The organism is Caballeronia ptereochthonis, assembly GCF_001545075.1.
In the GTDB taxonomy this organism is placed as follows: Bacteria; Pseudomonadota; Gammaproteobacteria; order Burkholderiales; family Burkholderiaceae; genus Caballeronia; species Caballeronia ptereochthonis.
The window spans coordinates 29878-50978 of sequence record NZ_FCOB02000010.1; the positions used below are offsets into that span (position 1 = coordinate 29878).

At 59.2% G+C, this 21101-nt stretch carries 19 protein-coding genes and 4 pseudogenes; 10 read left to right on the top strand and 13 right to left on the bottom strand.

Translation table 11 applies throughout. The features are described 5' to 3' along the window. Positions 1-34: 34 nt before the first annotated feature. The 5 genes and pseudogenes from AWB83_RS12340 to AWB83_RS12360 form a co-directional block, all read right to left on the bottom strand. Entirely contained in the window at positions 35-1033 is a 999-nt protein-coding gene (locus AWB83_RS12340) for an ABC transporter substrate-binding protein (protein ID WP_087045632.1), read from the bottom strand. A 280-nt stretch (positions 1034-1313) separates the two neighbouring features. Then, the gene (locus AWB83_RS12345; protein ID WP_087045634.1) at positions 1314-1985 is read right to left on the bottom strand and encodes an SDR family oxidoreductase; all 672 of its coding nucleotides are present in this window, start codon (positions 1983-1985) and stop codon (positions 1314-1316) included. A gap of 64 nt (positions 1986-2049) precedes the next feature. Further along, positions 2050-3036 carry a 2Fe-2S iron-sulfur cluster-binding protein gene (locus AWB83_RS12350; RefSeq protein WP_087045636.1) on the bottom strand — a complete coding sequence of 329 codons (987 nt, stop codon included), beginning with the start codon at positions 3034-3036 and terminating at the stop codon, positions 2050-2052. Between the two features lie 61 nt (positions 3037-3097). Then, positions 3098-3568 carry an aromatic-ring-hydroxylating dioxygenase subunit beta gene (locus tag AWB83_RS12355; RefSeq protein WP_087045912.1) on the bottom strand — a complete coding sequence of 157 codons (471 nt, stop codon included), beginning with the start codon at positions 3566-3568 and terminating at the stop codon, positions 3098-3100. Continuing rightward, positions 3565-4840 (bottom strand): annotated as a pseudogene (locus tag AWB83_RS12360) (aromatic ring-hydroxylating oxygenase subunit alpha). Before AWB83_RS12360 ends, AWB83_RS12355 begins: the two are co-directional and overlap by 4 nt. Before the next feature lie 534 nt (positions 4841-5374). Here AWB83_RS12360 and AWB83_RS37220 point away from each other — a divergent pair. Beyond that, positions 5375-5794, top strand: coding sequence for an IclR family transcriptional regulator domain-containing protein (locus AWB83_RS37220; protein ID WP_244197694.1), 420 nt, complete (start codon positions 5375-5377; stop codon positions 5792-5794). 50 nt (positions 5795-5844) lie between these two features. On the opposite strand, the gene AWB83_RS12370 is transcribed toward AWB83_RS37220, so the two are convergent. Next, entirely contained in the window at positions 5845-6630 is a 786-nt protein-coding gene (locus AWB83_RS12370; RefSeq protein WP_244197695.1) for an IclR family transcriptional regulator domain-containing protein, read from the bottom strand. A gap of 169 nt (positions 6631-6799) precedes the next feature. Here AWB83_RS12370 and AWB83_RS12375 point away from each other — a divergent pair, with 169 nt between their 5' ends. The 6 genes from AWB83_RS12375 to AWB83_RS12400 all read left to right on the top strand — a co-directional run bounded on the left by AWB83_RS12375 (position 6800) and on the right by AWB83_RS12400 (position 13957). Continuing rightward, the gene (locus tag AWB83_RS12375) at positions 6800-7558 is read left to right on the top strand and encodes an SDR family NAD(P)-dependent oxidoreductase (protein ID WP_087045638.1); all 759 of its coding nucleotides are present in this window, start codon (positions 6800-6802) and stop codon (positions 7556-7558) included. An 11-nt stretch (positions 7559-7569) separates the two neighbouring features. Next, the gene (locus tag AWB83_RS12380; protein ID WP_087045640.1) at positions 7570-9027 is read left to right on the top strand and encodes an NAD-dependent succinate-semialdehyde dehydrogenase; all 1458 of its coding nucleotides are present in this window, start codon (positions 7570-7572) and stop codon (positions 9025-9027) included. A 409-nt stretch (positions 9028-9436) separates the two neighbouring features. Continuing rightward, positions 9437-10645 (top strand): substrate-binding domain-containing protein, encoded by a 1209-nt coding sequence (locus AWB83_RS12385; RefSeq protein WP_087045642.1) that lies wholly within the window; start codon positions 9437-9439, stop codon positions 10643-10645. Between the two features lie 356 nt (positions 10646-11001). After that, positions 11002-11949 carry a 3-keto-5-aminohexanoate cleavage protein gene (locus tag AWB83_RS12390; RefSeq protein ID WP_087045645.1) on the top strand — a complete coding sequence of 316 codons (948 nt, stop codon included), beginning with the start codon at positions 11002-11004 and terminating at the stop codon, positions 11947-11949. A gap of 292 nt (positions 11950-12241) precedes the next feature. After that, complete coding sequence (locus AWB83_RS12395; RefSeq protein ID WP_087045647.1) at positions 12242-12751, top strand: nuclear transport factor 2 family protein; 510 nt, start codon at positions 12242-12244, stop codon at positions 12749-12751. A gap of 93 nt (positions 12752-12844) precedes the next feature. Beyond that, entirely contained in the window at positions 12845-13957 is a 1113-nt protein-coding gene (locus AWB83_RS12400; RefSeq protein WP_087045649.1) for a Gfo/Idh/MocA family protein, read from the top strand. Positions 13958-14204: 247 nt separating this feature from the next. Here the strand turns inward: AWB83_RS12400 and AWB83_RS12405 are convergent, their stop codons facing one another. The 3 genes from AWB83_RS12405 to AWB83_RS37640 all read right to left on the bottom strand — a co-directional run bounded on the left by AWB83_RS12405 (position 14205) and on the right by AWB83_RS37640 (position 15699). Beyond that, positions 14205-14744, bottom strand: a complete 540-nt coding sequence (locus AWB83_RS12405) for a MarR family winged helix-turn-helix transcriptional regulator (protein ID WP_087045916.1) — start codon at positions 14742-14744, stop codon at positions 14205-14207. Between the two features lie 203 nt (positions 14745-14947). Then, positions 14948-15217 (bottom strand): SDR family oxidoreductase, encoded by a 270-nt coding sequence (locus tag AWB83_RS12410; RefSeq protein ID WP_244197696.1) that lies wholly within the window; start codon positions 15215-15217, stop codon positions 14948-14950. A 92-nt stretch (positions 15218-15309) separates the two neighbouring features. Further along, positions 15310-15699, bottom strand: coding sequence for a nuclear transport factor 2 family protein (locus AWB83_RS37640; RefSeq protein ID WP_341866700.1), 390 nt, complete (start codon positions 15697-15699; stop codon positions 15310-15312). Positions 15700-16223: 524 nt separating this feature from the next. Here AWB83_RS37640 and AWB83_RS36470 point away from each other — a divergent pair. Together AWB83_RS36470 and AWB83_RS37225 are read left to right on the top strand one after the other, a co-directional pair. After that, a pseudogene (locus AWB83_RS36470) lies at positions 16224-16340 on the top strand (transposase); the annotation flags it as partial. Beyond that, a pseudogene (locus AWB83_RS37225) lies at positions 16324-16488 on the top strand (IS3 family transposase); the annotation flags it as partial. The pseudogenes AWB83_RS36470 and AWB83_RS37225, both read left to right, overlap by 17 nt. Before the next feature lie 22 nt (positions 16489-16510). On the opposite strand, the gene AWB83_RS12435 reads toward AWB83_RS37225, so the two are convergent. Continuing rightward, positions 16511-17224 (bottom strand): porin, encoded by a 714-nt coding sequence (locus AWB83_RS12435; protein ID WP_244197697.1) that lies wholly within the window; start codon positions 17222-17224, stop codon positions 16511-16513. A gap of 321 nt (positions 17225-17545) precedes the next feature. Here AWB83_RS12435 and AWB83_RS12440 point away from each other — a divergent pair. After that, a pseudogene (locus AWB83_RS12440) lies at positions 17546-17900 on the top strand (alanine--glyoxylate aminotransferase family protein); the annotation flags it as partial. 556 nt (positions 17901-18456) lie between these two features. Here the strand turns inward: AWB83_RS12440 and AWB83_RS37230 are convergent. The 3 genes from AWB83_RS37230 to AWB83_RS12455 all read right to left on the bottom strand — a co-directional run bounded on the left by AWB83_RS37230 (position 18457) and on the right by AWB83_RS12455 (position 21018). Then, a complete protein-coding gene (locus AWB83_RS37230) occupies positions 18457-18720 on the bottom strand; it encodes a hypothetical protein (protein WP_087045656.1) in 264 nt (87 codons plus the stop codon). A 136-nt stretch (positions 18721-18856) separates the two neighbouring features. Further along, positions 18857-20041, bottom strand: coding sequence for a chromate transporter (locus tag AWB83_RS12450; RefSeq protein WP_087045658.1), 1185 nt, complete (start codon positions 20039-20041; stop codon positions 18857-18859). Continuing rightward, positions 20038-21018: a chromate resistance protein ChrB domain-containing protein gene (locus tag AWB83_RS12455; protein WP_087045660.1), complete on the bottom strand. Its 981-nt coding sequence runs from the start codon at positions 21016-21018 to the stop codon at positions 20038-20040. The genes AWB83_RS12450 and AWB83_RS12455 overlap by 4 nt, the downstream gene beginning before the upstream one ends. Positions 21019-21101 lie beyond the last annotated feature (83 nt).

Here is a 21101-nt window from a genome sequence, read left to right on the forward strand (position 1 = left end):
GCCGCGCCGCCCCGTATGCGATCTGTCGTACCGATCAGATCTTGAAGCTTTCAAGGCTCGCCGGGTGAAACAGCTCATGCGGCTGCAGCCGCCGATTGGAAAGCCCCTCCGCATGATGCTGGGCAAGGAAGCGGTCGATAGTCCGCTCGTTTTCCGCAAAGCCGTATGGCCAGAAATCGAAGCCCATTAGCTCGCGCGCCGCCCGCAACTGGTCTTCGACGAACGGCAGCGTCACCTTGGTCGCCCCAGTCTCGCTGAGCCGCGTAAGCGCGAGGGCCTTCGATTTCTCGAATGCCTTGACGAGCGCACCCGGCAGCCACGGATGTTCGTCGGCAAGTGTCTTTCTGACGCCGAGCGTGTGCATGATCGGAAACAGCTTGGTGCGCGAATACCAATCGGCTGCGGTCTTGTGCGGATCCTCGAACAGGTATCGAACTTGCGGATGGCCCTGATCGAAGCAGGAAGGGGCTCGCGGCCCGATTACGGCGTCGATCTTCCCTGCCGCCAGGAGGCTGGAAATTGTTTCGCCTTCGGGGGCGTCTTCAATCCGGACGTTGCCCGGCAGGTTCAACGCGATCTTTTCGACTCGCGTCGGATCTTCGTAGCCGCCGCGCACCCAGGTCACGTCCGATGCCTTGACGCCGTACTCCTCTTCGAGAAAGAGGCGGACCCAGACGTTCGCGGTGAGCTGGTATTCGGGTACGCCAATGCGTTTGCCTTTCAGGTCCTCAGGCTTTTCGATTCCCCGATCAGTTCGTACATAGATAGCCGTATGCCGGAAGGCCCGCGACGGAAAGACTGGCACAGCCGTATAGGGCGAGGTGCCTGCGGCAGTCTTGACCGAGTAGCTGCTGAGCGAGAGCTCGCAGATGTCGTAGTCGGCGTGCCGAAACGCGCGAAAAAAGATCTCCTCAGGCTCCTGCAGCATGAAGACCGGATCGACTCCGTCGATCTGGACATCTCCATCGACCAGCGGACGCATGCGATCGTAGTTACCAACGGCGATGGACAGCCGAAGTTTGTGATTTCCCATAATCCCCTCTCCTTGTTGCAGAACAATCGAAACGAAAGCGTCGCTACCGGCCTGGTCAAGCGACTGAAAGGCCTATTAGAACGTCATCGTTTTATACTATATAGAATAATCAGCATACACACAATACGTCACGAGTTGTTGGCCGTCAGCATGGGCACGGTGCACGCGAGGCCGCCAAGTTGTCGAAACCGCGAATCGCCTGATAATTGGAGATGGCATTACGTAGATAAGGATTGCGAACCGATAAGCCGAAAGCGGGCTTGCGAATCATCGGCAATGACTATGGTTGATCGGGTCGCTGGGCTGGGTAAATGACTTCCGGCGTCCAGCTTTCGCGCGGTTGAGCATACAGATCCCAGAACGCTTGAGCGACACCGCGCGCTTCGGGCGAGTCGGCTGAGACGAATGTCGCCACAGTGACGGAAGCGACGTGGACGCCGCGCTCCTTGAAATTGTCGAAAACCCCATACGCCAGGTTTTTGATCCCGGCCTTGCCAATTCCAAGTAACAGGTAGTCGGGATGCGGATGTGTGGCCAATGCGCCGCCAGTCAGCAGGATCGCACCACTTCCGCGCGCCAGCATGCCGCGCGATGCCCCTTGCGTGGCCACGAGCGCCGCACCGATGTTCACCGTCAGATCGGGCACGAAGGTCTCAATTGATTGCGTCTCGATCGAATCGGAATGCATCGACGCCGAATTGAAATGCAGAACGTCGATTGCACCGTACTTCGCTTCCGTTTCGCGAACGAGTTGAAGCACACTGTCCAGATTCCCGGCATCGACCGAACTGATGCCAACGGTGTAGCCTCTGTCCGACAATTGCGTGGCCCTCTCGGCAAGATTCTCGGGATTGCGCGAGGTCAGGATCACGCGGAAGCCTTCTTGCGCGAAACGCGTGGCAGTCGCGATGCCGATGCCCGGCCCTGATCCAATACTGAGAAAAGTCTTCACTGTTAAGTCTCCTATGAGTAGTGAAAAGGTGTTATCAAAACTCGGGCCATACGGCACCGGTAGGTCAATCGGTATGCACGAACGCGTCGCTGAAGAAGTCGTCTTCTGGCAAACCGGCCTTCAGGAAGGTCTCGCGTGCGGCACTCGTCATCGCCGGATTCCCGCATGCGTACACCTCGTATCCCGCAAACGAGCCAAGGTCTTCGAGCACGGCTTCGTGCACCAAACCACGTCTTCCCGTCCAGGCTTCATCCGGTTCGGACAGCACCGGCACGAACTGCACGCGGCCGCTGTCGTGCCACTTCTGTGCGAGCGCTGAGAGATAGAGGTCTGCGATCCTGCGTGCGCCCCAGTACAGATACAGCGGCCGCTCCAGCCTGCGCCTGAGTGCGTCTTCGACGATCGACTTCACCGGCGCGAACCCCGTGCCTGTCGCGAGCATCAAAGCCGGCCTCTTCGACCCTTCGCGCAGCGTGAACTCTCCAAACGGTAGCTCGATGCGCAGCCGATCGCCCTTCGCGATGCTGCCGAGCACGTCTTCGGAAAAACGGCCGCCGGGCACGTGGCGCACGTGCAGTTGCACGCCGTCGTTTTCGTGCGGCGCATTTGCCATCGAATAGTTGCGGCGCGTGCCATCGTCAAGCTCGATCTGCAGATACTGGCCGGCACCGAACTTCACTCGGACGCCAGCCGGCAGCCGCAACTGAAGGATGGTGACGTCGTCTGCCGGCTGCGTGATGCGGTACACCGAGGCCTCAAGCGTCTTGCGCGCTACGGGGTCGCGCTTCTCAATGCGACGCGGCGCGATTGTCAAGTCCGTGTCGGGGCGCAGACAGCACAGCAGCGTCCTCTTGGCTGGCCCGGCCACTGCTCCCTGAACCGGAGAACGCCCCTCGCCCGTCACAAGGCGTCCCTCGCAGGACGAGCAGACGCCCTTTCGGCACGAGTACGGCACCGCGTAGCCGGCCCTTTCGGCCGCGTCGAGCACGGTTTCACCTGCCGTGCACGAGAACGTTATATCGCTGTCAGCGACGAAAATCTGAAAATCCATGATATAAGCTCGATAACTTGTCGACCGTCGTCGGGCAAAGTTTGGGGCGGGTTCGCGGGAATCACAGGGGCAACGCGAGCAGGGTATCGACACGCGAGCTATCGCACACGACGATGCGCTCGCGCAACCGTACAGTTGCTTCTTCGCGCACATATATGTCGCAATAGCGACCCGTTGCGAACAGGTCGGTGCTTCCGTCGCGCATGACGCGCGCAACCATGAAGGAGGTTTCGCTGTGTGCCTCAACGGCGTCGTCATGGATCACATACGGCTGCCCGAGCAAATGACGGTAGACGTGCCGTTCATAGATGTTGGCATCGCGCAATGAGGCGACCCTGTCGACCAGCATGCCGTATGAGGTCGCGTAGATCATGCTGCCCGCGAGACCACGGCGATGGTTGTCGGCAGTCGTGACCCTGTAGAGACATGACTTTGTGAAGAACCCGGGCCACTGGCCGAGGTCGCCGTCGTCGATGCAGCGCGCGTAGTCGGCCTGCGCCCGCGCGATCAGTTGATGAATGTCCTGCGTCATCGCCAATATCCCATTGCGTTACGGTAGGCCTTCCAGAATCCGCGAATCGAGGCTTCGGTTACGCGGCTGACGCTGCTTGTCGTGCCTTCGCCGCCCATCTCGACCATTGACCGGGCGTCGCTGGCCCCATTGATGCCACGCTGCACGAAGCCACCTACGCAGCCGTCCTCCATAGAGACATAGGCCGCCGGTCCGACGAGATTTGACTGGAGCAGACGCATTTCCCGCAACTCCGGTGTATCGTCCTCGAAGCCGAGATAGGTCCAGTTCAGTTCGGTTTGGCGCACACCATGCGGCAGGATCTGCCGCACCGCAATGGCGTTCTGAATCTGCTGCAGCACGAACCCCGGAAACACTGAAAGGATCTGCAAAGTGATGCCGTCACCGAATTCGTCGGCACCCGCGAGGATCGAGGCATCTTCGAGGCTGTGGCCGCTCTCCGAGCGGATCTTCTGTTCCGCGTAGTCGTCCGCGGCCGTTTGCTTCGCTATCTCAGCAACGTGATTGACCGGCGAATAGCTGACGTGATGCCCGCCGCTAGCGTCGACTATGATGCCGCCGCGCTGGGACAGCTTGTTTAACTGGAATGTCGTAAAGAAAAGATGCAGGATACTCGCGTGATAGGAATCCTTAACATTCTCGACATAAAGCCTCCAATTGTTCGGCAGCATCTGCGTGAAGCGGCCGAGCACGACTGGCGAACGACTTTCAAGCACGCGCGCAATGCGTTCGACAATCTCTTCGCCGAGATATTCGTCGAGCGGCGGTACATCGTCGGAGAAGCTGCGAACACGAGACCGTGCAGCGTGGCGACGCGCAGCTTGCGCAAGCCGTGGTCGCCGAGGGGGAAATCTTCCTTCATGCCGCCCTAGCCGTTGATGCCGTCCTGAAACGCAACGCCGCGCAGATCGCCTTGCAGGCTGTAGGTCCAGGCGTGATAGACGCAACTGAAGTCCTTTGCGTTGCTGTGTCCTCCAGGCAAACCATCGCGCCGCGATGAGCGCACCGGTTTTCGAATGCATAGAGCTCGCCGTCCGTGTCGCGCGTGACGACCACTGGAGCATTGCCGACGAACGTACTGCGGAAGTCGCCCGAATTCTGCAACTCGGCTTCGAGACACAGATAACTCCAGTGCGGACCACGAAAAATCGCTACCTGTTCATCCGCATATACATCTTCGCTCTGGAACAGTGCATAGGGTACGCGCGTGACGCCCTCGACGGGCCACTCGACAGTGGCGCGGCGCGCCGGTTGGATGGGAATGATGTTCAAGTCGCTGACTCCAAAGCTGGCGTTTGCCGAACGCAAGATTCCGAGAGACCGAGTCGAGGCCGTCGTTGACAACCTGCCTTCCATGTGTTCGAATACCGTACATTGTTCGATATTGGAACCAATATGACATGCATAAAAAGGCCTGTCCATACGCAAACCGATGACTCGTCGCCTGTGACGGACGGAGACGCGTCAACCGAGAGCCGGGCGAAGGAAGGAATGGGGGGCTAGCGAAGGGGTTGGCGATCATCGAAGCCTTCGGCGCGAACACCACACGCATGACCGTCGCGGATGCGCTGCGCAGCTGGCTGACTTGAGCCGCCCCGCGGCGCAGCGTTGCCTGCTGACGCTCGTCGATCTCGGTCATCTCGCGCACGACGGAAAATTCTTCACGCCGTTGCCACGGATGCTCAGGCTGGGTGGCGCATACCTCAGCACATCGTCCTTACCGCAGATTGCGCAACCGCTTTTAGCGATCGCGCGCGACAAGCTGCAAGAGTCCGTGTCGCTGGCCGTGCTGGACGAGGGTTATCCGTGTTCATCGCGCGCGCCGAGGCAGTCCGTATCGTGTCGACGGGCGTGAAGCTCGGCGGTCGCCTGCCCGCCTATTGCTCAGCCACAGGGCGCGTTCTGCTTGGCGATCTTCCTGAACAACAGACGCGGGCACATCTGGAAAGCGTGCCCATGAAGCGCCTCAATAATCGCACAGTGGCGAACGTCGACGGCGTACTGAAGGCGATCCGGCGCGCGGTGGCGGACGGTTACGCGATCAGCGACAAAGAGTTGGAAATCGGTATGTCGGCGATGGCCGTACCGGTGAAGAACGGCGCCGGGCAGATCGTGGTGGCGCTGAGCGTGAGCGTTTTTTCAGGGCGCGTGAGCATCGAAACATTGCGGGAAAGCTTTTTGCCGACGCTACGTGAGACGGCCGGGCGGTTGCAACGCTCGCTGTAGGACACCTTGCAACACGGACTTCCCTATGCTGTCCGAGATCGAACGAAGCGTTACAGCAATGTGGCAAGGTGTCGCCGTGCGATCTCGAGTTCCGGCAAGAGGTGCTCCACGACACCTTCGCGGCTCATCCGGCTTGTAGACACCGAAAGGCTCATCGCTGCGATCATTTCCCCCCGTGCATTCCTAATCGGAACAGCGATTGAGCGAATACCGATCTCCAGTTCTTCATCGATGATCGCATACCCGTGTCTACTCGCAAACTCGATCTCCTTCATGATGCTACTGGTCGTAGTCCGGGTGTGAGGCGTCAGCGCGGGACGCGCCATTCTGTTCAACATGAATCGCACCTCGGCAGATGGACGGCCTGCCAAAAGAACACGTCCTGTGGCGCTACAGTAAGCAGGCAGGCGCGAGCCAACACCGAGACCGCTTGACAGGCTGCGCCGGTGCGTCGAGCGCGCGACGAAGACCGCATCCTGCGAATCCAGTACAGCGATCGACGCAGACTCTTGCGTACGCTCGCTAGTGATCTCCAGGACAGGTTGTGCGATCTTGGTCAACGGATCCGAGACAACATACGCGTAGCCCAGCCGCAACGCGCGCGGCGCCAGGACATAGCTGTGACCGTTCTGCGCGGCATAACCCAACCTGCACAAAGTTAGCAAACTGCGCCGTACCGAGCCCTTCGTATGGCCGGTTATCTCAGCAGCCTGTGTCAGTGTCAACGGCCCCTTTTTCATCCCGAATGCTTCGATGATGGATAGCCCTTTTTCCAGCCCCATCACGTATTCCGGCTCGCTTTCGGGTGATTCTTTTGCGCCTGTCTTTACTGCCATAGATCCTCGCAGAATTCGAATTCCGTACAAAGGTCCGGTATCCGGACAGTTTAGTCGAGATCTTTGACATCTGATGAGTCTGTAGCGCAATGTCAATCGAACGCCCTCAACCTTGCTTGAGGCTCGTCCTCATACTGACATCCGAATCTTATGAACTGCGAAGGGAAATATGAAACCTGAATCACCTAAGCGCCTCATCGTCACGGGCGGCGCCAGCGGCATTGGCTATGCCTTCAGCGAGCACCTTGCGCAGTTGGGACACCGCGTAGTCATCGCCGACTTGCGTGGCGCCGAGGAAGCCGCGACACGGCTTCGTGAGTCCGGACATCATGCCATCGGCGTGCGCACGGACGTCGTCAGCGAGACGGATGTTGCGGACATGGCCGCCGCAGCGGTCTCAGAGTTCGGTGGAATCGACGGTCTGATCAATAACGCCGCTCTATTTACCACCCTGACACTCAAGCCGTTTGAGCAGATCACCAATCAGGAGTGGATGCGGGTGATGGAGGTCAACACGCTCGGCCCCTTCAACTGCGCCAAAGCGGTGTTGCCGCAACTTCGACAGAGCGGTCGAGGACGGCTGGTGAATATTGCATCAACCGTACCGATCAAGGGGCCCGTGAACATGGCGCACTACGTGGCCAGCAAAGGTGCCGTCATTGCCTTCACGCGCGCGCTTGCGCGGGAACTGGCGAAGGACAGCGTTACGGTCAATTCGATTGCACCAGGCTTCACGCTCAGCGATGGCGTGCTGCAGACCGATCTACAAGACCGCATTGGTGAAAATGCCCGTACTGCCGGCCGCTGTATTCAGCGCGACCAAGTGCCAGCAGACCTCGTGGCAGCGCTCGCTTACCTGGTTAGTGATGGAGCGAGCTTTGTCACCGGTCAGACCCTCGCCGTGGATGGCGGTAGTGTATTCCTCTGAGTCAGAACGCCATGAACACCACAACAGCACCTTACGAAACACTCGCGCTCTACATCAATGGCCGTTTTCTAGGTGCCGACGGGCGGCCGGAACAGGATGTGATCAACCCCGCAACTGGCAAGGCGTTCGCCCGCTTGCCGCACGCTACGCCTCAGGATCTGGATGATGCTGTGAGCGCAGCGGCCGTCGCATTCCAGGTCTGGCGGCACACGCCTGCAACCGATCGTTCAGCGTTGCTGCGCCGCGTTGCTTCCTTGATCCGGGAACGGGCTCCGCAGATCGCTCGTAACATTACACTCGACCAGGGCAAGCCCTTGACCGAAGCGATTCTGGAAGTTCAGAGCTGTGCCGAGCACGCAGAATGGCACGCGGAGGAGTGCCGGCGCATTTATGGGCGCATGATCCCGGCACGTGCGCCGGGCGTGCAGCAGATGGTCTCGCGGGAACCCATAGGAGTTTGTGTTGCGTTCACACCCTGGAATTTCCCCTTCAACCTGGCGCTCCGTAAGGTGGTCGCTGCTTTAGGCGCGGGCTGCACAGTGGTCCTCAAGGGCCCGGAGGAATCGCCAAGCGCGGTGGTGGCGCTGGCGCGCATTTTCCACGATGCAGGTTTGCCAGCCGGATGCCTCAACATCGTGTGGGGCGTGCCTTCCGAGGTTTCCAAACATCTCATCAACGCTCCGGCGGTGCGGAAGATTTCGTTCACCGGCTCGATCGCCGTTGGCAAACAACTGGCGTCACTCGCTGGCGCGCACATGAAGCGCATGACCATGGAACTAGGCGGCCACTCACCCGTGCTGGTGTTCGACGATGCCGACGTCGAAGGAGCAGCGCGATTTCTGGCCCGTACCAAGACACGCAATGCCGGTCAAGTCTGCATGGCACCAAGCCGCTTCTACGTGCACAAAAAGGCCTATGAGCGATTTGTCGATGCCTTCGCTGCCGAATACGCGCCGCTGCGTGTTGGAGACGGCCTCGATCCCCGGACCCAAATGGGACCGCTGGCGCACGAAAGACGCGTCGAAGCGATGGAGGCGTTGGTGACGGACGCGCAAGAACGCGGTGCCTCACTGATTTGTGGCGGCAGCCGTCTGGCCGAGACAGGGTATTTCTTCGCCCCGACAATTCTCACCGGCGTGCCCGACAATGCACGCCTGATGGTCGAGGAGCCGTTTGGACCGGTTGTGCCGGTAACGACATTCACTACCGCCGATGACGCTCTGTCGCGAGCCAATGCGCTGCCGTACGGGTTAGCCTCCTACGTTTTCACCAGTTCGATCGCGACCGCCGAACATGTTGCTGGCCGCATCGAGGCCGGAATGGTTGGCATCAACCATTTCGGTCTTGCACTTCCCGAGACGCCGCTGGGTGGCGTGAAGGATAGTGGCATAGGCAGCGAAGGAGGCAGCGAAACATTTGACGCCTACCTTGTAACCAAGTTTGTGTCGCAGGCGAGTCGCGTTCCCTGACATCAGTACGACCCCGCTCCTTCGTTGGCGCCGCCGTACCGGCAAGCTTTGCTGTTGCGGCGGACACGACCAACACAGTAGTCTTCGCTGACCCGTTTTAGATCGGGGTGCCTTCCATCCTCTCCCCAGCTCAGCCTCAGCTTGTGAGCGGAGGCGCTAGCACCCGCGCCTTCTCATCGCTTCACGCGAAGCAAATCCGGTCCGCACCCATCACGTTCAACGACGTCCGCACAGGGACTTTCCCCAAGGGTACTTGACTTCATTCGTCCCGACAAACATTATTCGATATGAATCTATCTAACTATGCATCGATTCATATGAGTTAAGTTCCGATTCCGGCACACGGATATTCCTTTTGTCCAATCGGGCTCCCCCCATCTCTCATCCATCACCGACGGCGAGGATCACCATGTTCTTCAAGCTTCGCGTTTCGCAAGCTCCATTGCAGGAAGTGCAACGTCCGCTCGTTGCCCAAGAGACTGTTCGCTCTCATCCGTACGGCCTCAAGAACCGTCGCGATCGATATTGGCCTGGCAAGTATTTTTCCTCGACCGCGAAGATGTGCACCGGACTGCTTCTCTCCCTTGGTTTCATCTGTACCGCCCACGCGCTGGAAGATTCCATCACCAATCGCCAAGGCGACATCACGCCGATGTGCGGCACGAAGCCGATGATAGTCGGCGTATCGGATGGCTACGGCGGCAATACCTGGCGCAAGACGGGTCTCGCTGAAGTCAAGGACGAACTGAGTCGATGCAAGAACGTCACACGGATCATCTACAGCAACGCTAACGGCGATCCGCAGAAGGCGAATTCCGACATCAACAGCATGGTCGCGCAGGGCATCAACGTCCTCGTTCTGCTTCCTGATTTTGGCGCGGTCCAGCTTCCCGCAATGCGGGCTGCCATGAAGGCCGGCGTCGCGGTGGTCCCGTATTCGGCTCAGATGGCTGGCGTGCCAGGCCGCGACTACGTCATAAACGTGGTCGGCGATACGAAGCAGATCGGTGTCCTGTGGGCCGACTGGCTCGGAACCACACTCAAGAAGGGCAATGTCGTGTTCATGGGAGGATCGCCTGGCGCGACCACCTCTCAGAACTTCATGGACGGCCTGAGAGGCGGACTCAAGAAATACCCGGATCTGAAGTTGCTCAACGAGCAATATGTCGTGACGAACTGGAATCCTGTCGACGCACAGAAGGCCACCGTCGGTCTCATCGCGCAATATCCGAAGATCGATGCCATCGTGACGGATGGCGGCGAGACTGCCCTGACCGCCGTCAAGGCATTCGAACAGGCTCACCTTCCGGTCCCTGCGATCGCCACGATAGCAAGCGACAACCAGGTGAACTGCCATTTTGTCGCGGCGAAGCAATCGGGCAAGCCCTACCCCTACTTCACGCTCGATGGCACGACGACCTACGTACGCTTCGCGGTACGCCAGGGTGTAGCCGCATACCAGGGAACCGTCAACAAGGAATCTCCTTCGATCCTTCCGTTCGCGTATGCGGATAGCGCAAAGGGGCTCGACCCGAAGTGCGACCCCACGGCACCACCGGATGCGGACCTCACTTCCGCGCTCCCGCCAGAGAAATTGAAGGCTGTGTTTGAGCGCTGATAGCCGAGGACGCGCCACGAACCAACAGCATAAACGTCGCAGGGGCTCTTGGCATCAAGCGAGAACGAAATGCCAGCGGAGCGACAGCAGAATCCTGCGCGAATGGTTATCGACTGGAAGCACCGGAATACCGCGCAAACATTCATCAGGGTATTCCCTGAAAACCTTGATCTTATTCATTCTATATAGCATGATCCGATAAACATCAATCTGATGACGCACAGTATCCGCAGCACTGATTTGCCTGGGTGAAGTCGTCGCGCCGGTGCGAGCCGCCGAGTCGTATTCAGTTTGATTTTTTTCGTGGGTTCGAAAGATTCAAGAACCCAAATTCACTACCTGAGTCGAGGATCATCATGATGGAAAAACTGCCGCTCTGGGAAGCTGCCAAACGCGAATTGGAGGAGTATCAATTCATTGCGGGAGCCGACTTGCAGCCGAAGTGGAATGTGTCAGAGAAAGTGGCAATCAACGCCGCGGTTTCGGGACGTTTCGAAGACACGTCGTCCTTCCAGGCGTATGTTGATGAAGCAACCGCTGTGATCGAAGCGGGCGCGTGCGGGGTCCACATCGACTTTTCATTCATGACCGACGCGCAGGGGCGTCGCATGGATCGCGATTACCTCCCGGTCGAAGCCTATAAGCAGGTTATCGAGCCGCTACGAGCTCGCTTCGGCAACGACTTCGTACCGAACGTGAACGTGCTGAACGGCACGACGTTCGACATGTGCCTAAGTCCCGCTCGGGAAGGTCTGACGGAAGTCGCACCGTGCGCGCCGGGGCATCCTGAGGCCTTTGCGTTGCCGGCTGTCACGACGCTGGAAGAAGTCGGCGTCAAGCCGGAGCTCGCGGTTCACAGCTCGGGTGAAATCGAACTCGCCAAGCGCAAGCTGATTGATACCGGCATTCTCAAGAAGCCGTACAACTGGTTGATCCTGTATGGGCTGCCGTTCAACGTCGGCCGGACACTCGTGTCGGGCACCTGGGTCAGTGACGCGCAGGACATGACTCAACACCTGTTCCTGATGGTCGACCAGATCCGGAAGATCGATCCGACTTCTGTGATCAGTGTTTGCGCGGCCGGTCGCGCTAGCCTGTACATGACGACGCTGGCGACGATGATGGGGCTGCATATCCGCGTCGGCACGGAAGACACACCCTGGAAGTATCCGAATAGCGACGAGCGCCTCAAAAGCAATCTCGAGATGTTCACAATGGCGCGCGACATCGCCGGCCTGCTCGGCCGCAAACCCGCAACAGCCAATGAATATCGAGAGCTGATCGGCAAGCCGGCGCGAACTTGAAGGTATTGCGGGGCCATGTCCACGCACACAACGGCGGTGCCGGAAGAGCAGTAGAGGGCGACAGATGCGAGTTCCCCACAGACGAAGCCCTCTCTGCAAAGCAGACATCGCCGTACCGGGTTGGACATGGTTCGACCGCCTCGCCATTCATGAAAGTGATCGCCAAGTCCTCCCGGAATGAGCACGCGAGACGGAAGAATAGATTGCGCTCGCGGTCGGTTTCGAACCTCACACCGCAGCGGCGCGGAAGCGATTTGCCTGAGGCACGGCGATTCAACCAAGGAGATCGAAGTTGGAAGCGAAACTTCAGCAGCTACTAGATGAAGCCGAGATTCGCCGCGTTCACATCCGGTATTGCCGCGGCATTGATCGGATGGACTGGGATCTCGTTCGGTCGTGTTATCACCCGGACGCGATGGACAGGCACGGTGCCTATAACGGAAGTATCGAAGGTTTCATCGACTGGGCGACCGAACTATTGCCGAGCTTCGAATCGACGCAACACTTCACCGGCAACCAGTATGTCGAGGTGCACGGCGATGTGGCGTTTGCGGAGCACTATGCCCAGGCCCACCATCGCACGAAACCCGACGGCGACAAACCGGCGATGGATTGGGTGGTGAACATTCGCTACGTGGACCGAATGGAGCGGCGCAGGGGTGAATGGCGTATCGCCGATCGGTTGGTCGTGCTCGACTCCCAGCGATCGGACCCTGTTCCCCAAGGTGTGGCACCGCTCGAGAATTTTACTGTCGGTCGCCGCGACAAGGACGACCCTTCGTACAAGTACCGGGTCGTTTGACGGGTGGCCGTCTTTGACCGCCCCCCATAACGTCAGTATTTGAGAGCACGCGCTCAAGATTGAAGCCATGCCTAAAGATTCGAGGAGGAAGCAATGGAAGGGAAATATCGTGTCGGCATTGTCGGCCTGAGTCCGGGACGCGGTTGGGCGGCTACCGCCCATATTCCGGCCTTGCAGGCCATGTCCGACATTTTCGAGCTCGCTGGTGTGGCGAATACGAGTCTCGCGAGCGCGCAAGCGGCCGCCGCCGCGTTCAACATTCCGCGCGCGTTCAGCAGTGCGGCAGCACTGGCCGCGTCGCCGGACATCGATATCGTCGTCGTCACCGTCAAGGTTCAGCACCACAAGGAAGTCGTTACGGCCGCCTTGCTGGCAGGCAAGAGCGTGTACAGCGAATGGCCGCTTGGCAACGGACTTGAAGAAACAATCGCACTTGCCGAACTCGCGCGCGAAAACAACGCATTGGCCGTCGTGGGCGCGCAGGCAATCGCCTCCCCGGAAGTGCAGTTCATGCGCAAGCTCGTCGCGGACGGCAAGATCGGCGATGTCCTGTCTTCGACGTACATCGGCTCAGGTTTCAGTTGGGGCGACGACATCCTGCAGGGTGACGCCTATGCCATGGACAACCGGAACGGCGCCACACTGCTCTCCGTGATTGGCGGCCACGCGATCTCTGCTATCGATACGGTCCTCGGCGACATCGAACAGATCGACGCGGTGTTGTCACAACGCAGGCGAACCGTGCGCATCATCGAAACCGGAGAAACTGTCGAGATGAAAACGCCCGACCATCTCATGGCAAGCGCGATTCTGCGCTCTGGCGCCCCGCTTTCATTAGAACTCCGCGGTGGCGTGCCGCGTGGGACGAAGCTGCTATGGGAGGTCAACGGAAGCGAGGGCGACTTGCGCGTCACCGCAAAAAACGAGTACGTCCCCGCGGTCAACATCTCCCCGCTGCGCATCGAGTTCGGACGCAAAGGCGAGAGCGGTTACGAAGAACTCGAGGTCCCGGATCCGTTCCCCATTGACGCCAGCGAGGCCGTTGCTGCGCGCAATGTTGCCGGCGTTTACCGGTTGATCGCTGATGACCTGCGACATGGCACTCGCACGGCGCCCAGCTTCGACCATGCATGCGACCTGCACAAAGTGCTCGATGCAATCGAGCAGTCAAGTAAAACGGGAAATCGGATCAATCTAGGCAAGTAGCAAGCCAGCGCGGCTGTTGCACGTGCAGCACACTGACAAGCACCGGGCAGATATGAGTATGCAGCCTCCCCTCCTGACACGAGCGGAGCGCTGCGTTCAGCGTGCGAAGCGACAGTGTTCGCGAAGGCTGCTTGAAGACAGGCACGCGAGCAGCGACAGCGCGTAATCCCTCCCGACCGCACGCATTTGCCGCAGGATGAAACGATTCGCAAAGTAGTCCCCCGGACGCGGAGGACGAAGAAATTAGTCAGTCAACGATCGTATCGCCTTGTGCCATCTGAATCAGGTTCGCTTCGATCTGGTGCATGACCTTCCAGAAAACGCGCATGTCCCTCTGCGAGATTCCGTCGAGCGAACCCGAAATCATGTCGGTCAGATCGGGCAGCATTCGGTCGACGAGACGCTTTCCTTCATCCTGTAGGACGACGAAATACTTTCGCCTGTCATTTGGATCTCGGACTCGCTTCACCAGACCGCGCTTCTCCAGATAGTCGAGTGCGGGAACCGCTGTCGTCGACGCGATGCCCACGCGCTTGCTCAGCTCGAGCTGATTGATCTCGCCGCGTTCAGCCAGCACCCGGAGGTAATACCAATATGCAATTGGAATACTCTCCCTGTCGAGAAGCTTCTGTCCCTGTGCATCGTAGAGGCGATGAATCGTTCGTGCAATCCACGGAACGGTTCTGCCGCGATCATCAAAAACGTCTGAAGGTCTCGTCGCTGCTGCCTCTGCTATCTTCGGAGCGCTCTTGGCTGCTGCGACTGCGGATGCATTAGATTTGGGCATTCCCTTGTTCCTCGCCATGACATCGAGCCATCGGTCGCTACTATTCGTTCGACATAGATTCAGCTAGAGTGAGATCATACTACAGGAATAGTAACGCCTCCATGGACCGGCGGCGAAGCAAAGTCGACAGCCGCGGTCACGACTCCGGTCGCCGCAGGCCGTACGCCTCGTAATCGAACGGTTATATGAACCGCAGTAGCGCATCAAGTGGCCAGGAATCCCCCGTCGACCACCAGTTCGTTTCCCGTCACAAAGGATGCCTTATCCGAAAGAAGCCAGACGACCGCAGCGGCAATCTCCTCCGGAGCGCCGATTCGTTCCAACGGATGACCTGCTCTAATCTTCTCGATCAGACCGGCGAATTGCGGATCGGACACCAGCGCCTGAACCATTGGAGTGTTCACCACACCCGGGAGGATGGTGTTGACTCGGATATGCTTGTCGCCATAGTCGACCGCGGCGCGATGGAGCACGCCAACGCCGCCGCGCGCCCGATTCCGGAGCCGCCACCGGTGGCGATGATGGTCCTCCCTTCAAGATCGCGATTCATTTCCTTGCCCTTCGATCAACGTTCGAACAACGGAGAAGCATCAACGTATATTTGGCATTCGTCGATCAGTTCCTCCTGCAATTTCCAGATGGTCACAGCCGGAACCGTCAGCGTTGACGCATCCTTACGTGTGTAAGTCACAGATATCTGGGAAACGATGACATCTTCGAAGGCCCACACAGTGAGGATGTGATGCCTGATCCGCGCAAGTTGCTTGAGGAAATTCTGCGAGGTTGCAGCCGTTTTTGCGCGATCGATGACAGGATCGCTGTTTGCGTAGACGAATGTGCAGTTCTCGGTCAGACAGTTTGCGAACCCTCCTCGTCCATCGAATCGATCGCGTGGTAGACCTTCGGAACAAACCGTAGTGCTGCTGTTGGTGTTTGCGTATTCAACATCGAGAATCCTCCTTTCAGATGATGTAGCCCGTCACGGCAGACGTGCATCGCAGGGTCTGCACGATACGTATTGGGGGCGACACAGTTGTTGGCTCACGCGTGAATTCGCCGTGCCGGGTGCGCTACGGCATACCATTCAAGATCCCGTCCATAAAATACTTGCATTCTATATCGCTCGATGCATTATAAGATGATAATGCCTCTCCCCTGACAATCGCAGGGGGTATCTTCTTTCACGTCTCGGCGATACCTGTTTGTTCCGCGGCCACGCACGCGTGCAAGTCGAATTGCATCGCGTGACTGCGGTGTGATAGGCGACATCCCAGAAGAATCCGCTGTGGTTCCTGCTTGGCCTCGGCGCCCTCAAGCTCCCGGTACGGACCTCCGGCGCAGGGTCGATCCCAATCCGCACGACAATCACTGCGCGGTCTGAACCACTCCATTGAAATCATCAGCGTGGCACCGTAGAGGGCTTCTTGGAGTTGACCCGCTTTCGTGGACATCTATCTTTTTGTTCAGGAGGTGCCCATTATGGCGAAGCACCGTACCCCGTACCCGGCGGAATTCCGGGCCCAGATAGTCGAACTGGTCAAGGCCGGTCGCACGCCGGAGGAACTGGCCAAGGAGTTTGAGCCGCTTCGCGACACTCGAATGTGAACTGCTCGCCCGCACACACTTCCAAACCCGCGCACAGGCGCGGCAAGCGCTGTTCTCATGGACCGAAGGTTGGTACAACGTCAGCCGTCGCCATAGCGGCATCGGTTACCGCTCGCCGATGCGCTACGAGCAACTTCACGAGGAACAAAACCGAATCGCCATCACTGGCGAGTTGTCCCCCGCCGGCCGGCGTCGTGGTCGTAAGAGGCGACCCGCCGACCGGCCGTGGACAACTCGCGGCACTGCCCAAACCGGAGGGAATCAATCCATTCAAAATTCAACTGCTTAACCATCCACGGAAGCGGGTTACCCCCAAAGCTGTAGTTGACGCCTCCCTCGAAATCGCCGAGAAAATAGCGATAGCTCACCGAGTTATCGGCGCGTGCGTTGGCGATGCCGTTGTCGAGTGTCGTGAGACCTTGCGCGCCCGTGCCGAACGGATTGATGAACGGGATGCCGAAGAAGCGCATCGTGTACTGGCGGCCGAACGTCAGACGGCCGTACTTCCCGTCGATACCGACATAGGACTGCCGGCCGAAGATGCGCCCGCCCTGTCTCGATGCGCCGGTCGTCGGACTGAAGCCGCCCTGCAAGTCGAAGATCGCCTTGACGCCACCGCCCAGATCTTCACTGCCTCGGATGCCGAAGTAAGAGGTGGCGGTGCCATCTCCCGTGCGCCATCCGTTCGCGGTCTTATTCTTGCCATTGGCGACGTTGTTGACGAATTCGACACCCTGATCGATCAAACCGTATAGCGTTACTGCGCTCGCGCCGACGGGCTTCGGGGGCGGTGCGTCCTCTTCCTCGTCTTGCGCCCAAGCGGACAAAGCGCTCAGAAGTGCAGCGCAGACGCGTATCGCGGTCCGGTATTTCATTTCTCTGTGTCTCCGTCATGTTGCTCACTGAGCCGGTAAAGCGGCGTCGGGATGGCCGCTCCCGTGGGCTTTTTTCGATGTGTTTTGGCAGTGGTCAAATTCTGCCAGCGGGATGTCATCTGCAAGTTAAAAAAACCGCGTCGCGATTGAGCAAATGGTTAATGCAGCCGCGCAGGAAGAAATGAAGCGATAAGCCAAGGGGCGTTCTAATGGGATGCCGCAGACGGGCCGAACGAATGTCTCGCGCCGGATGGATCGATGCGCGCACGCACGCGCGCCATGTTCTCGCGCATTCTCGCGGCCAGCCGGCGCGTGGCGAGCGTGCCACGACTACTTCCCGGTGGCGACCGCGAGGGGCTTCTCCAAATATTCGGTCGTCTATACCGACCGATCGATCAGTCCTATGTCGGAGCGCTAGCAGGGCGTCGTGCGCGACATTTCCAAGGGCCGGAAGAAGGTCTATCACGCGAAGTCCGTCGTTGTCGTTCCGGGCAGTGGGACACTCGACATGGAAGCCGTGGCGCGGCAGTTTGCGATGAACAAGGAGTGTCTGGTCACCCGCAATGGCTGGTTTAGTTACCGCTGGTCGCAGATTTTCGACATGGGCGGCATTCCGTCGGAATCGGACGTGTCGAAGGCACGACCGGTCGACCAGGGCAGGCAGACTGCGCCCGCCGGTTTCGATCGGTTCGTCCAACCCTGCGCGGACCTGCCACCGGCGCCGTTCGAAGCGCTCGTGTCAAACGAAGCTGCGAGGGTACCTCCGTTGGGTGATGGCGTCTCGACCGGGGAGTCGAGGGGTCTTTTAGGCGTGCACGCCTTTTTTCATCGGAGCGCGTTGCTGGTCTTACATCCATTCTTTCTTGTGAATGGATGCCAATCGGGATGGTGCCCGAGCCGGACCTGAGCCCGGCCCAGGAACGTCCCAATACCGCTGGGCGACTAACGATTCGACTGCCGCTTCGAGTACGACAGGATTGACGGGTTTTTGAAAGTACATCGTCCACGGCGTTGGAAGCACGCTCGGCCGTGGCTTGGCCGAAGTCACGACGACCGGGATCAACTGAGGCCATTTCGTGCGCCTGCTTCTAAACGCTTCCTTGCAAATACGCAACGTACGTGCCATATTCCTGCGCATATCGCACTGAGCGCCTGCTGCCGCGGTCGAGCGTCCTATCGATTGCCTTCGCAAGTTCGTTTTTAGGATCTCCGCCTTTACCCGAGATGCTCGTTCAGTACACGGTATGCAAGATGTGACTGGAAAGTTGGAAGGCGAGCTCCTTCTCGTGATGCTTCACGAGCACAAAGTCGTCTGTGCATCGTGCCTTGGCGAGCGCCTCCTCTGCCTTGTTCGCCGCTGCCACCGCAGGCTTGTGGTGAAAGTTGTAGTGCCGTTCGACGGTGCGCGCATCAATGACCGGCTCAAGTGCATCGGAGGCATACGGTAACGGCGCAGCGGCATACTTGCCGTCCGCATCGATGATGCTTGTCGACATAGCCGAGGCTCTCGGCCGCGCCTGCTGAATGCGCATTCGCCATGAGCAGACCTGCGCCGATAGCAGCGGAGTCTTGAAGGAAGGCGCGCCGAGTTGCCATGATGTACTCCTTTAGCTCCGATGCCCGCACCGCTGCTCAGTGCGCGTACACGTGATAAAGCGGAAAGACGGCCAGACCGATGAGCGAAGCGGTCGCCACGATGACAGGCTCTTGCAGCTTCCTGAAGCGCCACAGCAGCAAAACTGTCGCGACGGCGAGCAGCGCGGTCGGCCAGTCAACAATCGACCGTTTCGCGATTACGATCACCGAACCGGCGATGGCGCCGATGGCCGCCGCAGTGATGCCATCGACGAACGCTTTCACGGCAGGAAGCCTTCCGTACCTCTTGAAGTACGGCGCCGGTAGCACGGTGAACAAGTAGCAAGGCAGGAACGTGCCTAGGGCGGCAACACAGGCACCAGGCAAACCCGCCACAAGATAGCCGATGAAACCCACGGTAATGACGACTGGCCCGGGCGTGATCATCGCCACGGCCACCGCATCGACAAACTGCTTTTCGTTCAGCCAGTGGTGTTCGGTGACGACTCCGCCGTAGAGAAAAGGAACAATTGCGAGTCCCGAACCGAACACGAACGCGCCGGCCTTCGCGAAGAACAAGCCAATCTGACCGAGCAACGATAAGTCGAGACTACTCAGCGCACCGCTTAGCGCGGGTGCCTGGGCTGAGACCAGCGCATTCGCTCCGTCTTTGCCGAGCCACGCAGGCGGCGACCGGCGGAACATGTTCGCAAGCCCGCCGGCAATGAACAGCCAAGCGATTTCAGACTCTGTCACGACGGTCACGACTGCGAGGACCAGAAAGATTCCCCATAGTGTCTTGTCAGCGCCGAGCGTCTTGTTGGTCAGCTTATACGCGCTCATGGCAATGATGCCCACCACTGCCGCTCCGACGCCGTAGAAGACCGCCTGCATCCACGGCAGCCCGCCGAAATGCACGTATGCCCATCCGAGCGCCACGACCATCAGAAAGGAAGGCAGCACGAATGCAACGCCGACCGTCGTCGCGCCGATGATGCGGTAATGCACATAACCAAGGTAGATCGCGAGTTGCGCGGCTAGTGGTCCGGGCATCATTTGCGCGAGTGCGAGGCCTTCACGATAGTCGTCTTCGCCGATCCATCCGCGCCTCTCGACCAGATCCCGGTGCATGTAACCGACCAGCGCGACCGGTCCGCCGAAACCAAACGTCCCGAGTTTCAGCATGTACAGCATCAGTTGACCGAGTGAATAGGAAGGCGTGGCCGTCGCGGTCGTGCTCATGGTCGGCCTCCGTGGTCAGCGCTTTTCGCGATCGCTGCGAAATGCGTATACATGGAATCAAGCACACGACTCATCTCGTCGAGTAATGCGTCGTCGTCAGCAACGCGTTCACGAGCGCCCGCCATGATGGCCTCGAAGCCGATCGCCTCGGGAACGGGAGCGCCGCCTACATCGAGCGCGTGGACCATAGCAGCCAGCCGCAGCAGAGCCGGATCGCTCTCAAGGTTGAAGCTCGCCATCAAGACCTCGAACGTGACGCGTTCGCCTACGTGCGTGAATGCCGCGCCATCGAAGTCAAAACCGAGCGCATCGGACGGGCAAGCGTCCGGCGATGTGAGCCAGATGAACCGACCGTCGGGATCAATGAAGCGGCGGATGAGCCAGGCGCTCGCCACCCGATCGACCCAGATACGCCGCCGTGTCGCCCACGTGCGCCCCCGGTAGTCCTTGAGCGCAAGCGTTCGGATCGCGCGCTCGGCCGGATGCGGCTCGCCAGGAGACATCACAGTATCGACATGTGCCACGAAATCCTGCCAAGCCACTTCGGCGCGGGTGGAAGCCTCAGTGGGGAAAAAGTCGATCGCAAGGATGCTTTCGTAATCCTTTCGCAGACGTCGCATCAGTCGCCTGAGTTCCGTTTCTGCCTGTCCAAAGACGATCTTGCGCGCGTCACTGAGCGCGCTAATCAGGGCGTCGTAATCGTTAGATCGGTCGAACAGGTCGCGAAACTCGGCTTCCTGTTCCTGATCCAGACTGGGCGCCCGCAGTAGATGCGCCGTACCGCCGCTCTCCCCGATGGCGGTCGCAAGGTCCCGGAGCGCCGTTTCCCGGTCGACCGTGAAGGGGAGCAGGTAAATGCCATCGCGCAGGACCGCGCAACCCTTGGCCTTAAGCGCCCGCCAGAAACGCATACGCGCTGTCGCGTTCTCGGTGGGCAGCGCCAAAACCAGTAGCGACCATGTGGAAAGCGTGTTCATGTAACATATGCTACGTCTCTGTTCTTATCTCTACAAGTTAACTTTCCCACTGCGGTCGTCAGACGCAGGAAGACCTGCGGAAC

What these genes read in the sequence shown, in the direction of transcription:
- AWB83_RS12455 (WP_087045660.1), bottom strand. Translation starts at nt 21,018, where the DNA reads ATGAACACGCTTTCCACATGGTCGCTACTGGTTTTGGCGCTGCCCACC.
- AWB83_RS12380 (WP_087045640.1), top strand. Translation starts at nt 7,570, where the DNA reads ATGAACACCACAACAGCACCTTACGAAACACTCGCGCTCTACATCAAT.
- AWB83_RS12385 (WP_087045642.1), top strand. Translation starts at nt 9,437, where the DNA reads ATGTTCTTCAAGCTTCGCGTTTCGCAAGCTCCATTGCAGGAAGTGCAA.
- AWB83_RS12340 (WP_087045632.1), bottom strand. Translation starts at nt 1,033, where the DNA reads ATGGGAAATCACAAACTTCGGCTGTCCATCGCCGTTGGTAACTACGAT.
- AWB83_RS12450 (WP_087045658.1), bottom strand. Translation starts at nt 20,041, where the DNA reads ATGAGCACGACCGCGACGGCCACGCCTTCCTATTCACTCGGTCAACTG.
- AWB83_RS12405 (WP_087045916.1), bottom strand. Translation starts at nt 14,744, where the DNA reads ATGCCCAAATCTAATGCATCCGCAGTCGCAGCAGCCAAGAGCGCTCCG.
- AWB83_RS12435 (WP_244197697.1), bottom strand. Translation starts at nt 17,224, where the DNA reads ATGAAATACCGGACCGCGATACGCGTCTGCGCTGCACTTCTGAGCGCT.
- AWB83_RS12390 (WP_087045645.1), top strand. Translation starts at nt 11,002, where the DNA reads ATGATGGAAAAACTGCCGCTCTGGGAAGCTGCCAAACGCGAATTGGAG.
- AWB83_RS12355 (WP_087045912.1), bottom strand. Translation starts at nt 3,568, where the DNA reads ATGACGCAGGACATTCATCAACTGATCGCGCGGGCGCAGGCCGACTAC.
- AWB83_RS12400 (WP_087045649.1), top strand. Translation starts at nt 12,845, where the DNA reads ATGGAAGGGAAATATCGTGTCGGCATTGTCGGCCTGAGTCCGGGACGC.
- AWB83_RS37230 (WP_087045656.1), bottom strand. Translation starts at nt 18,720, where the DNA reads ATGTCGACAAGCATCATCGATGCGGACGGCAAGTATGCCGCTGCGCCG.
- AWB83_RS12375 (WP_087045638.1), top strand. Translation starts at nt 6,800, where the DNA reads ATGAAACCTGAATCACCTAAGCGCCTCATCGTCACGGGCGGCGCCAGC.
- AWB83_RS12350 (WP_087045636.1), bottom strand. Translation starts at nt 3,036, where the DNA reads ATGGATTTTCAGATTTTCGTCGCTGACAGCGATATAACGTTCTCGTGC.
- AWB83_RS12370 (WP_244197695.1), bottom strand. Translation starts at nt 6,630, where the DNA reads ATGGCAGTAAAGACAGGCGCAAAAGAATCACCCGAAAGCGAGCCGGAA.